This window comes from Gordonia sihwensis, assembly GCF_029632925.1.
GTDB classification, from domain to species: domain Bacteria; phylum Actinomycetota; class Actinomycetes; order Mycobacteriales; family Mycobacteriaceae; genus Gordonia; species Gordonia sihwensis.
Genome location: NZ_CP121248.1, coordinates 113,509 through 127,389, shown reverse-complemented (window position 1 = coordinate 127,389; position 13,881 = coordinate 113,509). Strand labels below are relative to the sequence as shown.

At 68.0% G+C, this 13,881-nt stretch carries 13 protein-coding genes; 7 read left to right on the top strand and 6 right to left on the bottom strand.

The window, feature by feature from the left end; translation table 11 throughout:
- Window position 1: 1 nt before the first annotated feature.
- Entirely contained in the window at window positions 2-844 is an 843-nt protein-coding gene (locus tag P5P27_RS00620; RefSeq protein WP_045537229.1) for an acyl-CoA thioesterase domain-containing protein, read from the top strand.
- Window positions 845-919: 75 nt separating this feature from the next.
- Entirely contained in the window at window positions 920-1,141 is a 222-nt protein-coding gene (locus tag P5P27_RS00615; protein WP_006897028.1) for a hypothetical protein, read from the top strand.
- Here P5P27_RS00615 and P5P27_RS00610 read toward each other — a convergent pair.
- Window positions 1,101-2,288 (bottom strand): phosphatase PAP2 family protein, encoded by a 1,188-nt coding sequence (locus P5P27_RS00610; protein WP_045537226.1) that lies wholly within the window; start codon window positions 2,286-2,288, stop codon window positions 1,101-1,103. The two genes, P5P27_RS00615 and P5P27_RS00610, sit on opposite strands and share 41 nt — an antisense overlap.
- Before the next feature lie 144 nt (window positions 2,289-2,432).
- Between P5P27_RS00610 and P5P27_RS00605 the strand changes: the two genes are divergently transcribed.
- The 3 genes from P5P27_RS00605 to P5P27_RS00595 all read left to right on the top strand — a co-directional run bounded on the left by P5P27_RS00605 (window position 2,433) and on the right by P5P27_RS00595 (window position 6,426).
- Window positions 2,433-3,200, top strand: coding sequence for a deoxyribonuclease IV (locus P5P27_RS00605; RefSeq protein WP_006897030.1), 768 nt, complete (start codon window positions 2,433-2,435; stop codon window positions 3,198-3,200).
- Window positions 3,201-3,382: 182 nt separating this feature from the next.
- A complete protein-coding gene (locus P5P27_RS00600; protein ID WP_006897031.1) occupies window positions 3,383-5,224 on the top strand; it encodes an acyl-CoA dehydrogenase in 1,842 nt (613 codons plus the stop codon).
- 146 nt (window positions 5,225-5,370) lie between these two features.
- Window positions 5,371-6,426: a zinc-dependent alcohol dehydrogenase family protein gene (locus P5P27_RS00595; RefSeq protein WP_006897032.1), complete on the top strand. Its 1,056-nt coding sequence runs from the start codon at window positions 5,371-5,373 to the stop codon at window positions 6,424-6,426.
- A gap of 10 nt (window positions 6,427-6,436) precedes the next feature.
- Here P5P27_RS00595 and P5P27_RS00590 read toward each other — a convergent pair whose 3' ends face one another.
- The gene (locus tag P5P27_RS00590; protein WP_006897033.1) at window positions 6,437-6,745 is read right to left on the bottom strand and encodes an ArsR/SmtB family transcription factor; all 309 of its coding nucleotides are present in this window, start codon (window positions 6,743-6,745) and stop codon (window positions 6,437-6,439) included.
- 93 nt (window positions 6,746-6,838) lie between these two features.
- Between P5P27_RS00590 and P5P27_RS00585 the strand changes: the two genes are divergently transcribed.
- Window positions 6,839-8,071: an MFS transporter gene (locus P5P27_RS00585; protein WP_006897034.1), complete on the top strand. Its 1,233-nt coding sequence runs from the start codon at window positions 6,839-6,841 to the stop codon at window positions 8,069-8,071.
- Window positions 8,072-8,085: 14 nt separating this feature from the next.
- Here the strand turns inward: P5P27_RS00585 and P5P27_RS00580 are convergent, their stop codons facing one another.
- Both P5P27_RS00580 and P5P27_RS00575 read right to left on the bottom strand, forming a co-directional pair.
- Complete coding sequence (locus P5P27_RS00580) at window positions 8,086-8,601, bottom strand: glycine cleavage system transcriptional repressor (protein ID WP_006897035.1); 516 nt, start codon at window positions 8,599-8,601, stop codon at window positions 8,086-8,088.
- A gap of 23 nt (window positions 8,602-8,624) precedes the next feature.
- Window positions 8,625-9,524 carry a LysR family transcriptional regulator gene (locus P5P27_RS00575; protein ID WP_006897036.1) on the bottom strand — a complete coding sequence of 300 codons (900 nt, stop codon included), beginning with the start codon at window positions 9,522-9,524 and terminating at the stop codon, window positions 8,625-8,627.
- Window positions 9,525-9,615: 91 nt separating this feature from the next.
- Here P5P27_RS00575 and P5P27_RS00570 point away from each other — a divergent pair, with 91 nt between their 5' ends.
- Window positions 9,616-11,091 (top strand): malate:quinone oxidoreductase, encoded by a 1,476-nt coding sequence (locus tag P5P27_RS00570; RefSeq protein WP_006897037.1) that lies wholly within the window; start codon window positions 9,616-9,618, stop codon window positions 11,089-11,091.
- Window positions 11,092-11,154: 63 nt separating this feature from the next.
- Here the strand turns inward: P5P27_RS00570 and P5P27_RS00565 are convergent, their stop codons facing one another.
- Entirely contained in the window at window positions 11,155-11,931 is a 777-nt protein-coding gene (locus tag P5P27_RS00565; protein ID WP_039867696.1) for an SDR family NAD(P)-dependent oxidoreductase, read from the bottom strand.
- A gap of 83 nt (window positions 11,932-12,014) precedes the next feature.
- A complete protein-coding gene (locus P5P27_RS00560) occupies window positions 12,015-13,703 on the bottom strand; it encodes a VanW family protein (protein WP_278125910.1) in 1,689 nt (562 codons plus the stop codon).
- Window positions 13,704-13,881: the final 178 nt, after the last annotated feature.

Here is a 13,881-nt window from a genome sequence, read left to right as displayed (position 1 = left end):
TATGACTGATAAGGCCTTCTTCACCGTCGACGGCGCCGGTCGGTACGACCCCACCGGGTATGCGGTGGGACTGTGGGGCCCGGACGCGCTGAACGGACCGTCGGTCTGCGCGATCGCCGCCCGCGCCGCCGAGAACGCTGGCGGCAGTGCCGATTTCACTCCCGCACGGTTCACCCTCGAGTTGTTCAAGAGCGCACGACGGCTGCCCACCGTGCCCACCACGACCGTCCTGCGCGACGGTCACCGCATCCGGGTCATCGAGGTGTCGGTACGGCAGTACGACGGCGACGCCGAGATCCTCGTCGCGCGCGGCAACGTCGTGTTCCTGAAGACGGGTTCGAATCCGCCGGGCGAGCGATGGGAGCGCCCCGCGCGGGAGCGGACCTTCACCCCGCCCGCCGACGCCGGTGACGGCTACCGGCCGTGGTTCCGGACCGAGGGCGGGACGTGGTCCAACGACATGGGCGAGTACCAGAACTCCGAGCGGCTCACGATCTGGAGCAGGCCGTTCAACGCCGTCCCCGATGAGGAGTTGACGCCCTTCCAGCGCGCGGTGATCGCCGCCGAGTCGACGAGCCTGGTCACGAACATCGGCGACGGCGGTATCGGGTTCATCAACTGCGATCTGACCGTCGCGGTCGCCCGATTGCCGGAGGGCGTCCGCGTCGGCGTGGAGGCCGACTCGCACATCGAGAACGCGGGCGTCTCCGTCGGCACCGCCAACCTGTACGACGAGCACGGACAGTTCGGGGTGGGAATGGTGACCGCCGTCGACAACACCCGCGCGATGATCGATTTCACGACCGTGAAGCCGTACACCAACCGGGCCCCCGAACTGAGCTGACCCGGGAGAACCGGCGGCGACCACACCTGGGCGAGTAGTGTTCTAAGTCACAGCGAGCTATTTCCGGAGGCTGTCGTGACGAACAGGTATCTCAGGTACGGTGATCGTCGTTTCATCATCAATCGCGAGACGGAAGCCCGCCTTCACCGCGCGCTCGACAAGGTCTACGCCGACGGGAGCGCGGGCCACGAGTGGCTCAACCTCTACCCCGACAGCGAGGCCGAGTGCCGGCTGCTGATCGCCGCGGGGGTGCCGATCACGATTGAGACGGAGCCGTATCTCGACGCTCCTGCTTAGCCGCGTCTGCTTTCTCCGCCCGCCGGCGCGCATTGCGCGGGAGGATGTACCGGGTGTCGATGAGCCAATAGGCCGCGAAGACCGCTCCGGCGAGGCCCCAGCCGAGCAGGATGTCGAAGACGTAGTGCTCGCCGCTGTAGACCAGCGCGAACGCCATGGTGAGCGCGTACCCCATGAACATCGTCTTGCCGAACCAGCGCGTTCGCGGCCACATGAACAGCGCGAGCAGCATCGTCAGTCCCGCATGCAGGGACGGGATCGCGGCGACGAGATTCGACTTCGTCTGACCGAACCGGACCGCTCGCAGCACCATGTCCAAGCCGATCACACTCCAGCCGCGGTCGGAGATCCGCTCCACGTACGGTTCGGCGCCGGGATTCTCCGGATGCACCTCACCGAGCAGGTTGCCGGGCACCTCGACGTCGGCCCGGTACATGCACGGCGGATCGTGCGGACTGTCGGCGACCTGCGCGACGGTGCAGCGGGCCGCCGCCCACGGCGGCGCCGCCGGGACCAGCGTGTAACCGACCAGGCCGAGGAAGCTCACCGCGATGAAGCACGCGGCGAACCGGCGCCACAGCGCCCGATCGCGCACCCACAGCACCGCGGCGGTCGCGTACGGAACGATGAAGTACGACATGTAGACCGCGCTGGTGATGACCTCCCACCACGGCGGCGAGGACTCCTTCAGATGCGACTGAAGCCAGACGGTCGGGTTGGTCCCGAAGATCCAGTGGTCGACGTCCGGCGCGAGTTGCCAGTGCGTCGGCATGTCGAGCCACACCGCGATGTTCCGGGTCCAGTCGTAGAGCATCAGGATCAGGACGAAGGGCAGCCAGTCGATCAGCACGGTGCTGACGCGACGGCGCCCGATGGTGGCGGCCGCCATCCCGAACGCGAGAAAGAAGATGAGACTCGTCCGGTCTGCGGCGATGCCGTACCGCCAGAAGTAGACGGCCAGGCTCACCGCCCAGATCGTCAGCAGGATCCGGCGCAGCAACCGGAAGTCGCGCACCTTCTCCTCGACGACTTCGATGGGCGCGTCGTCCGGGGGGAGATCCGGGATCGAGTCCGCACCGGCGGGAGGATCGTCTGGGTCGGGGTCGGATCCACCCGCCGTACCCGGCGACGCCGTGTCCACGCTCACGCCCGAGCCTCCTGCCCCAGTCGAGGACGGTGCCACCGTCCATGGCGAACTCTATAGAAGTTCTCCGGGAATTGGCTGTCAGTGCACCGGATGTCTTCCTTGCGGCCACCCCGGAGGCGGTCGGCCAGACGATAGGCTGGGTTCATGCGAGTCGGAGCCCATCTTCGCCAGGACGAGAACCCCGTCGCCACCGCCGAGGAACTCGGGATCGACATCTTCCAGATGTTCGTCACCGATCCGCAGAGCTGGAAGAAGCCCGAGCCGCATCCGCACGCCGAGCAGATCCGCGAGTCGCCGATCGACGTGGTCGTGCACTCGAGCTATCAGATCAACGTGGCGAGCCTGAACAACCGCCTGCGGATGCCGTCACGCAAGGCTGTGGAGCAGCAGGCCGCGGCGGCCGCCGACCTCGGCGCGATCGGCCTCGTGGTGCACGGGGGCCATCTGAAGGACGGGGAGGACGCGGCCGACGGATTCGCCAACTGGCGCAAGCTGTTCGAACGACAGGCGGACAAGGGCGGCTTCGGGGTGCCGATCCTGATCGAGAACACCGCGGGCGGCGATCACGCGATGGCCCGGACACTGGAGTCGATCGAGCGCCTGTGGGACGCCGTCGGAGACTTCCCCGAGGCCGGGTTCTGCCTCGACACCTGCCATGCCTGGGCCGGCGGTGAAGACCTCGTCGGCCTCGTGGAACGGATCAAGTCGATCACCGGCCGGATCGATCTGATCCATCTGAACAACTCGCGTGACGAGTTCGACTCGGGCCGCGACCGGCACGCCAACCTCGAGTCCGGCCAGATCGATGCGGAGGTGCTCGCCGAGTTGATGAAGACCGCCGGTGCACCCGGTGTGCTGGAGACGCCCGCCGACGGCATTCCCGACGATCTGGCGTATCTGCGATCGCTCTGACGGGCACCGGGCGCCGTCCGCTTGCATTTGTTAGCGGGGCCACACCGCACTCATATTGTCCGTCTGAACGGCTAGCGGTACGCTGTCAATAGTTACCGGCAAGTAACATAGTCGGCACCGAGTCAGCCACCGGAGCCACGCCCCCGGGAAACGAACTTCTAGAACAGCGAGTAAGGAAAACCATGGGCCATTACAAGTCCAACCTGCGCGATCTGCACTTCAACCTCTTCGAGATGTACAAGCTCGACGAGGTCCTCGCCTCCGGCGAGTTCGGCGACCTCGACCACGACACCGCGGTCGACATGCTCCGCGAAGTCAAGCACCTCGCCGAGGGCGTCATCGCCGACTCGTTCGCGGACGCCGACCGCAATCCCCCGGTCTTCAACCCGGAGGACCACAGCGTCACCATTCCCGACAGCTTCAAGAAGTCGTACAACGCCCTGATCGAGGCCGGCTGGGACAAGGTCGGCGTCGACGAGGAACTCGGCGGCCTGCCCGCACCCCGCTCGCTGTACTGGGCGATCGGCGAGATGATCCTGGGCGCCAACCCGCCGGTGTTCATGTACGCCGCCGGTTCGGGCTTCTCGAACATCTTCTACGACAACGGCACCGACGAGCAGAAGAAGTGGGCCGCCATCTGCTCCGAGCGCGGTTGGGGCGCCACCATGGTCCTGACCGAGCCGGACGCCGGCTCGGACGTCGGCGCGGGCATCACCAAGGCCACCCTTCAGGAAGACGGCACCTGGCACATCGAGGGCGTCAAGCGCTTCATCACCTCGGCCGACCAGGACATGACCGAGAACATCTTCCACCTGGTCCTGGCCCGCCCCGAGGGCGCCGGACCGGGCACCAAGGGTCTGTCGCTGTTCTTCGTTCCGAAGTTCCACTTCGACCATGAGACCGGCGAGCTGGGCGAGCGCAACGGCGCCTTCGTCACCAACGTCGAGCACAAGATGGGCATCAAGGCCTCGGCCACCTGTGAGGTCAGCTTCGGCCTGCACGGCACCCCGGCCAAGGGCTGGCTCGTCGGCGAGGTCCACAAGGGTATCGCCCAGATGTTCGACGTCATCGAGCACGCCCGCATGATGGTCGGCACCAAGGCCATCTCGACGCTGTCGACCGGCTACCTCAACGCTCTCGATTACGCCAAGCAGCGCGTGCAGGGCGCCGATCTGACGCAGATGACCGACAAGGCCGCTCCGCGCGTCACGATCACGCACCACCCGGACGTGCGCCGCGCGCTGATGACCCAGAAGGCCTACGCCGAGGGTCTGCGCGCCGTGTACCTGTACACCGCGTCGCACCAGGACGCCGTCGCCGCGAAGATCGTCTCCGGCGCGGACGCCGAGATGGCGCACAAGGTGAACGACCTGCTCCTCCCGATCGTCAAGGGCGTCGGCTCCGAGCGTGCCTACGAGAAGCTGACCGAGTCCCTGCAGACGCTGGGCGGTTCGGGCTTCCTGCAGGACTACCCGATCGAGCAGTACATCCGGGACTCGAAGATCGACTCGCTGTACGAGGGCACCACCGCCATCCAGGCGCAGGACTTCTTCTTCCGCAAGATCATCCGCGACAAGGGCCAGGCACTGGCCCACGTCGCAGGCCAGATCCAGGACTTCATCGACAACGGCCAGGGCAACGGTGGCGAACAGTTTGCGGCCGAGCGCGCACTGCTCAAGACCGCCAACGAGGACGTCCAGGCCATGGCCGCCAAGCTCACCGGCTGGCTGATGAGCGCGCAGGAGGATCCGAAGCAGCTGTACCTGATCGGCACCGCGTCGGTCCGCTTCCTGATGGCCGTCGGCGATCTGCTGATCGGCTGGCTGCTGCTGCGTCAGGCCGTCGTCGCGCAGGCCGCGCTCGACGCCGGTGCCTCCGGTGACGACAAGGCGTTCTACGAGGGCAAGGTGGCCTCGGGTGTGTTCTTCGCGAAGAACATGCTGCCGCTGCTGACCTCCGTTCGCCAGATCGTCGAGAACAACGTCGACAACGACCTGATGGAGCTCGACGAAGCCGCGTTCTGATCGGGCGGTTCAGATCCGGTCCACTCCGACCGGCGCAAGCGCAGGGACCCCGCCGGGAGCAGCCAGTTTCCCGGCGGGGTTCTCTCGTCACCGGATCCGGTCTACGGTCGGATCGGGGGAACTTCGTCCGATTGGAGCGCGAGGCAATGAAAGCACTCGTCTATCACGGGCCCGGGAACAAGTCGTGGGACGACGTGCCCGAACCTCGGATCCAGGCGCCCACCGATGTCATCGTGAAGATCGACGCGACGACGATCTGCGGCACCGACCTGCACATTCTGAAGGGCGACGTCCCCGCTGTCACGCCGGGACGCATCCTCGGCCACGAGGGCGTCGGGACGATCACCGAGGTCGGCGCGGCGGTGACCACGCTGTCTGTCGGCGATCAGGTGATCATCTCCTGCATCAGCGCGTGCGGTAAGTGCGCCTATTGCAAGCAGGGCGTGTTCTCGCACTGCCTCGGCGACGAGGGCACCTCGGGGATCGGCTGGATCTTCGGCCACCTCATCGACGGGACGCAGGCCGAGTACGTCCGTGTGCCCTACGCGGAGACCTCCGTGTACCGGCTGCCCGACACCATGCGTCCGGAACAGGGCGTCGTCCTCTCGGACATCCTTCCGACCGGTCACGAGATCGGCGTCCGCTACGGCGCGGTGAAGCCCGGGGACGTGGTCGCGGTCATCGGTGCCGGCCCCGTCGGCCTGGCCGCGATCGCCACGGCGGGACTCTACGGCCCGAGCCGCGTCATCGCCGTCGATGTGGATGCAGGCCGCGTCGAGCAGGCCCGCAGGTTCGGCGCCACGGACGGCGTCGTGTCGTCCGACGACGACTGGCGCGAGCAGATCCTCGCGATGACCGACGGCCTCGGCGTCGACGTCGCCATCGAAGCGGTCGGAGTGCCGCAGACCTGGAACATGTGCCTGGACATCGTGCGCCCGGCGGGACACGTCGCCAACGTCGGAGTGCACGGCACCGGCGTCGACCTGCCGCTGCAGGATCTCTGGATCACCAACGTGACGATGACGATGGGACTGGTGAACACCGACACCCTCGGCACCCTGCTCAAGATGGTGGCGCAGCGGAAGATCGACCCGGACGTGTTCATCAGCCACCGGTTCGCACTGCACGACATGATGGACGCCTATGACGTCTTCGAACGCGCCGCGGAGACCAAGGCGCTGAAGGTGGTGCTCACCGCGTAGCGACGATCCGCTACCGCGCGTTCGCAGCCGCGATCACCGCGGTCAGCAGTCCCGGGTAGGCGGCTTCCATCTCGGCGTCGCGCAGCACGTACTCGGCTCCCTGGCCGGCGGGTCGGCGCTCGATCACGCCCGCCTCGCGCAAGATCTTGAAGTGATGGCTCGCGGTGGCCTTCGTGACGGTGTCGTACAACCCGGCGCACGAGACGGGCGCGCCCGCGCGGCTCAACCGCCGCACCATCTCCAGACGGACCGGATCGGCCAACGCGCTCAGCACCGCGTGCAGGTCGGCGACGTCCAACCGCGCAGTCGTCCCCGTCACGGGTCCACCTCCTCGAAAACAGTTTGATGGTCGTCGAACAGTTGCGGTACTGTCGTCACTGTTCGATCTCTATCAAACATACTCGAGGACGCCATGACCAGCAGCACCGTCACCCACCGACCGGTGGAGCGGACCACGCATCCGCAGGCGTGGTCGTACCTGCTCCTGCTCGCGCTTCTCGCGCTGGCACTGGGCTGCTCCGGACTGCCGTCGCCGCTCTATCCGATCTACCAGTCGGAATGGCATATGAGCCCGCTGACGATCACCATCGTCTTCGCGGTGTACGCGATCGGCGCGCTCGGATCGGCGCTGACCGTGGGCCCGGTCTCCGACGCCGTGGGCCGCAAACCCGTGCTCATCGCCGCACTGATCTCCATCCTCGCCGGACTCGGCCTGTTCCTCATCGCTACCAATGCGTGGGAGCTGATGATCGCCCGCTTCCTGCACGGAGGCGCGATCGGTGCCATCACCGTGGTGGCGGGCGCGGCACTGCTCGACGTCCGACCGCACGACGGCGCCCGCAACGGCATGGCCAGCGGTATCGCCCTCAACGTGGGGATCACGATCACCGTCTTCGGTGCCGCCGCCGCGGCGCAGTGGGCGTCGAACCCGCTGCGGGTGCCCTTCGCGATCGTCGGCGCCGTGGTCGTGGTGATGCTCGTCGCCGTGATCGCACTCGTGGAACCGCACACCGAACGCACCGGCGGCCGCATCCGCCTGCAGCGTCCGTCGATCCCGAAGGAGATCACCTCCGACTTCTGGTTCTCCGGAATCGGCATCATGACGGCGTGGTCGGTCCTCGGCGTCTTCCTGAGCCTCTACCCCGCGCTGACCCAGCACGCCACCGGCCACACGTCGGTGATCTTCGTCGGAGTCGTCGTGGCCGTGATGGCCGCGGCCTCCGCGGCGTCCCAGTGGGTGGGCGGCCGGCTCGATCCCCGCACCGCCGCCATCACCGGCGACCTGGGGATGATCGTCGCACTGCTGTCGGCGATCTGGGCGCTGCACACCGGGTCGACGGCATTCGTGATCGTCGATTCCATCGTGCTCGGCGCGGCCTTCGGTCTGGCCTTCGGAGGGTCTCTGCGGCATCTGAACGACGTCACGCCCCCGGATGCGCGCGGCCGGGTGATGAGCGCGTACTACCTGCTCGGCTACTTGGCGATGGGCGTTCCGACCGTCATCGCCGGGGCACTGTCGTCGTCGTACGGAACCGCCGAGGTGTTCCCGTGGTTCGCCGGTGCCGTGGCCCTGGCGTGCTTCACGGCAGCGGTGCTCGGCCTCCGGGGCGGTCGGCCGGATCGGGTGCCCGCGGCCGGTGCCTAGGGCGGAAGGAACCGTCAGCCCTCGATGCCGAGATCGACGAGCAGTTCCTCCGCGATCCGCTCCAGATCGGCACGGATGCGCGCGGGGTCGACATTCGGCGGCAGCCGGACCTCCAACTCCGCCTCGAACAGCATCCCACCGGCCATCGGGGCCTCCCGGGTGCCGGTCGTCATCTTCTCGATCGAGACCCCGCCGGCGCTCAGCGCCGCCGAGAGTTCGTGAACGATGCCGGGACGATCGTTCCCGAGCAGTCCGATCGTGAGCGCCGGCCAATCGGCGGTGCTCGGTTCGGCGCCGTCCGCCGAGTGGACCGCCACCTCCAGCAGCCCGTCCAGTCCGGTGACCGCGGCGATCAGTGCGTCGGCGCGCTCGTCGGGAACCGCCACGACGACGATGCCCGCGAACTTGCCCGCGAGTTGTGCCAGCTGACTGCGCTCCCAATTGCCGCCCTGCGCGGCGACCGCATCGGCGAGCGCCGACACCAGCCCCGGACGGTCGTCCCCGATCACCGACAGCACCAGATTCCGCATGGTCGAAGCGTATCGGGGAATGCTCACGCGGGCGGTCGCACCGGCAGGTTCTCCCGGAGGAATCGGCTCAATCTCTCCACAGCCGGCGTACGGATCGTCGAGGCCCAGGCCAGCCCGATGTCGCGGCGCAGCGTCTCCGGCGCCACCGGGACCTCGGCCACGCCGGCGATCGGGCGCCCGGCCCGCGGCAGCAACGCGATGCCCAGACCTCGTTCGACGAACTCGCGGGCGGTCGCGAACTCGGTGATCTCGATCGCGACCCTCGGCGTGTATCCCGCCGCGGCGCACCACTCCTGCGTCGCGCGCCGCAGATGATACGTCTCCGGGTTCGCGATGAAGTCTTCGCCCGACAGCTCCGCGAGCGCCACCGAGGAACGCCGCGCACTCCAGTGATTCTCGGGTACCGCCACGACGATCTCCTGTGAGCCGACCATCGCGTGCTCCACCTCGTGCGCGAGCGGAATGGTGATCGCGAGATCGAGCTCCCCGGACTGCAGATCGGCCACCAACTGTGCGCCGTGAGCCTGTTTGAGCTCCAGGCGGATCCCCGGATTGCGGTGGTGGAAGGCCGCCAGCAGTTCGGGCACCTCGCCGGAACCCATCGTCAGCGGAAAGCCGAAACGAACCGATCCGGTGCTCCCGTCTCCTGCGTCGACCGCGCGCTCCACAGCGTGTTCGAGCGCGGCGAGCGGTGCGCGGATGTCGGCGACCAACGACAGCGCGGCCGGAGTCAACCGCACCTTGCGTCCGTCTTTGATCAACAACGGAACGCCCATCTGCGCTTCGAGCGCGTGCAGGCGCCTGCTCATCGAACTCTGCGAGACGCCGAGCGCAGCCGCCGCGGCGGTCATCGAACCGCCGTGGGATTCGAGTGCGGTCAGCGCGCGCAGCCGAGGGGACAGCTCCCCGGTCCATTCATGCACAATCGGATCATATTCCAGCCGAATCACATTAGACGGATCATTAGCGGCGGACGAGCATCGAATACGTCACCTCGACGCGAAGGAGAGCCCGATGAGAATCCGTACCGCAGCCGTCGACCTTCCCGACGCCGACGTCGTCCTGGTGGGCGCGGGCATCATGTCCGCCACCCTGGCCTCGATGCTCGGTCACCTGGAACCCGAGTGGTCGGTGGTGGTGCTGGAAGCCGCCGATCGCGCCGCAACCGAGAGCAGCGATCCGTGGAACAACGCGGGCACCGGCCACTCAGGCTTCTGCGAACTCAACTACATGCCCGACCCGGAGGACTCCGCGAAGGCCGAGTCGATCGCGGCGCAGTTCCTCCTGACCCGCGAATGGTGGGCACATCTGGCAGCGGCCGGCGGGCTCGACCCCGCGTCGTTCATCCACACCACCGGGCACCTGAGCGTCGTCTTCGACGGGGACACCGACTACCTGCGGCGCCGTCACGCCACACTGCGCCGGTCGCCGCTCTTCGACCGCCTCGAATTCACCGACGATCCCGCCACCGTCGGCGCATGGGCCCCACTGGTGACCGACGGTCGCGCGCCCGGACCGATCGCCGCCACGCGGCATCCGGACGGGACGGACGTCGACTTCGGGGCGCTGTCGACGGGTCTGCTCGAGACCTCCGGTGCCGAGGTCCTGTTCGGCCATCGGGTGCGCCGGATCGCCCGCGACGCTCACGGCCGGTCCACCGTCACCGGCCGCGGTCGGGCGGGCCGCTTCCGCATCCGCGCTCGGCATGTCTTCGTCGGCGCGGGCGGACAGGCCCTGCGGCAGCTGCAGAAAGCGAAGCTCGACGAGGTGAGCCGCTACGGGGTGCTGCCGGTCGGAGCGGCCTTCCTCCGGTGCGACGCGCCGGAGGTGGTCGCACGGCACGACGGCAAGGTCTACGGGCAGGCCCCGATCGGCGCCCCGCCGATGTCTGTGCCGCATCTGGATCGCCGGACTGTTCGCGGCCGCGACCATCTGATGTTCGGCCCGTACGCAACGTTCAGCACCCGGCTGCTCAAGGGCGGGCACCTGTGGGACTTCTTCGCCACACTGCATCCGCGGAATCTGTGGACCGTGATGTCGGCCGCGGCGACGAACCTGGATCTCGTCCGGTACCTCGTCTCCGAACTGCTCGCGGGGCGCGCGAAACGCTTCGCACAGCTCCAGCGGTACCTCCCCGAGGCCCGCGACGCGGACTGGACCCTGGTGCACGCCGGCCAGCGCGCGCAGCTCGTCACGCCCGGCCCGGGAGTCGCCGGAGTGCTGCAGCAGGGCACCGAGTTGATCGTGAGCGCCGACCGGCAGGTCTCCGGACTGCTCGGCGCATCGCCGGGTGCATCGACGGCCGTGCCGATCATGATCGATCTGCTCCGACGCGCCTTCCCCGCCGAATGGTCGCAGCGGTGGGCAGAGGACCTGCACGCGGCAGTGCCCGATCTGCGCGTCGAGGAGTGGACCCACGACGACGTGCGCCGCGCGACGGCCGAGACCGCCCGCGCACTGCGGCTGCGACCGCCGGCCGAGCACCGCTGAAAGACGAGCGACGGCCCCGCATTCATGCGGGGCCGTCGCAGGCGTCGATCTGGTGCGGAGACTCTACTTCGGTGGCATCCGGATGCCGCCGTCCACGCGGACCACCTCGGCGTTCATGTACGAGTTCGTGATGAGCTCCTCGACCATCGACGCGAGCTCGTCGGGCACGCCCAGACGCTTCGGGAACAGCACGCTCTCGCCGAGCTTGGCCTTGAACGCCTCCGACTCCGGACCCGAGCCGTAGATGGGGGTGTCGATCAGGCCGGGGGCGATGCAGTTCACGCGGATGCCCGCCGCCGACAGGTCGCGGGCGACCGGCAGCGTCATGCCGACCACGCCGCCCTTCGACGACGAGTACGCAGCCTGGCCGATCTGGCCGTCGAAGGCCGCGACGGATGCGAGGTTGACGATGGCGCCGCGCTCTCCGTTCGCATTCGGCTCGTTGCGGCTCATCGCGGTGGCGGCGAGGCGGACCGTGTCGAAGGTACCGATCAGGTTGATCGCGATGACCTTCTTGTAGAGGTCCAGGTTGTGCGCCGAGGCGAACTCGCCGTCGCGGCCGATGGTGCGCTGGGCCCAGCCGATACCGGCCGAGTTGACCACGGCCTTCAGCGGTCCGAGCTCGACAGCCTTGTTGACCGCCGCCTCGATCTGTGCGGTGTCGGTGACGTCGACAGCGACGAAGACGCCGTCGATCTCCTTGGCCAGGGCCTCGCCGTCCTCGGCCTTCAGGTCGGCGATGACGACCTTGGCGCCCCGCGCGGCGAGCCGGCGAGCCGTCGCGGCGCCGATGCCCGAGGCACCTCCGGTCACGATTGCACTTGCTCCATTGATATCCATGTCGGGGAGCATATCTGCCGGTGACCGGCAGCACAGCGCCGGGGCTGAAACACGTTTCAGTCCGCGGCTTCCGCAGGGCCCGATCAGCGGCAGCGGACCACCGGTTCCGGGTCGTATTTGACGGTCCGGGTGTGCCGGTAGGTCTCCTGGCCGGTCTTGAGACTGCGGATGATCCTGGTGTTGGACGCGGTGAAGCCGGGCTGACCGCTGCTGGGCACACAGCTCTGCCCCGCCGGGACCTCCACGGTCGTCGGTGAGGTCGGATCGGTGCGGTCGCCCGTCACCGATTGGACCTCGACCGTCTTGGTGCTCCACATCCGGACGGTGATGGTCGACGGCGTCCACGACGTGTCGATGACGATCCCGTACGGCGTGTTGTTCTTGAACTGCAGATCGATGGCGCCCTCGAACACCGTGGCCTCGCGCGCCTCGGGATAGCGCGAGATGTAGTAGCTGTGCTCGGTGTGGGCGACGTCCTCCAGCCCGGCGAAGTACGAGGCGTTGTACAGCGTCGTGGCGAACTGCGAGATGCCGCCGCCGACCGCCTCGGACGGACGGCCGTGATCGATGATCCCCGACTCGACGTAGCCCTGGGCCGTCCCGCGCGGTCCGGTGTAACCGTTGAGCGAGAAGGTCTGGCCGGGCAGCACCAGCGCGCCGTCCACCTCTTCGGCGACGAGCCGGATGTTCTCCCCCGACGGTCCGCTGAACCCGCCGGTGGTGAACTCGGACACAACTTCCTTCACCCCCAGCTTCTTCGCCCGCTTCGTGTCGACCTTGGGTCGGGTGATCTTGTAGGCCACCCGGCCCGACCGGGAGTCGGCGGAGACAGCCAGCTTCTCGATCTCGGCGGCTGTCCGGGTCCAGTCGACCGCGGCGCCGTCGGACGACGGCACCACGACGGGCGCGCCGCCGGTCAGCCGGAAACTCGCATCGACCGGGGTCGACTCGGTCTTGGCCGCGCGGTCGCCGAGGACTTCCAGCGCCTTCTTGGGATCCACGTGCGGGGTCAGACCGCCGCGGCCGTCGGGCACGAACGACACGAGCGCGCCCGCCTCCCGCGGTGAGACGATCACTCGCGCTCCGCGTCCGGCGAGCGGGACCGCCGACGCCGTCACGTTCTGGGCCGGCCCGTCGAGGGTGGCCTGAACCGTCTCAGCCGAGACGGTCGGCGAGAAGGGCTCCATCTCGAGGTCGATCGGGTGACCGCTGAGCCAGTTGTCGGCGATGGCCTGCTTCGCGGCCTCGCGCTTGATACGCAGTCCCTTGGACGGGAAGTCGCCGACCGGTTGCAGACCGTCGAAATGGACACCGCCCTCGACGGCCGCCTTCTCGAGCGACTCCCGATGCTCGTCGAGCGCCGCGTTGAAGTCGGCGTCGTCGAGCGAGACGACCGGGGCCACATCGCGAGAGAGGCCGATCATGCCGAGGAATCGATCCCAGGGATTGCGCGGCTGGTCCATGAGGCGCGCGAGCGTTGCTTCGACGTCGAAGTCGGCACCGAGCGCGGCCGGATCGATCTGCGCCGAGCCGGAATCAGTACGCACCGAGACCGGGCTGTGTGCGGCCACCGTCAGTCCGGTGAGCTTCGCGCGCGCCTGATCTTCGGTGAGGTCGCCCAGATCGAACTCGGCGATGTGTGCGCCGCGGGCCGTGTGGCCGTGGGTGAGGATCGCGTCGATCCCGAAGATCGCGCCGACGAGCAGCAGCGCGCCGATGAGCGCGCGGGCGACCCACCGGCGGTGATCGGAGCGATCGTCGGAAGAGGTCACAACTGTCGAATCCTAGCCGGGAACAAGAGCTCCGGCTGAACCGCCGGGTCGGGGGTCTGGCGGTTCAGCCGGAGCTATTCGGTTTATAGGTGGCGGGTGCGGGGGCGTTACACATCTGCGGGAAAAACTTCGGAGTTCTCATCGATGATCGCGAAGGCCCCGGTCAGCGCCGTGCGGC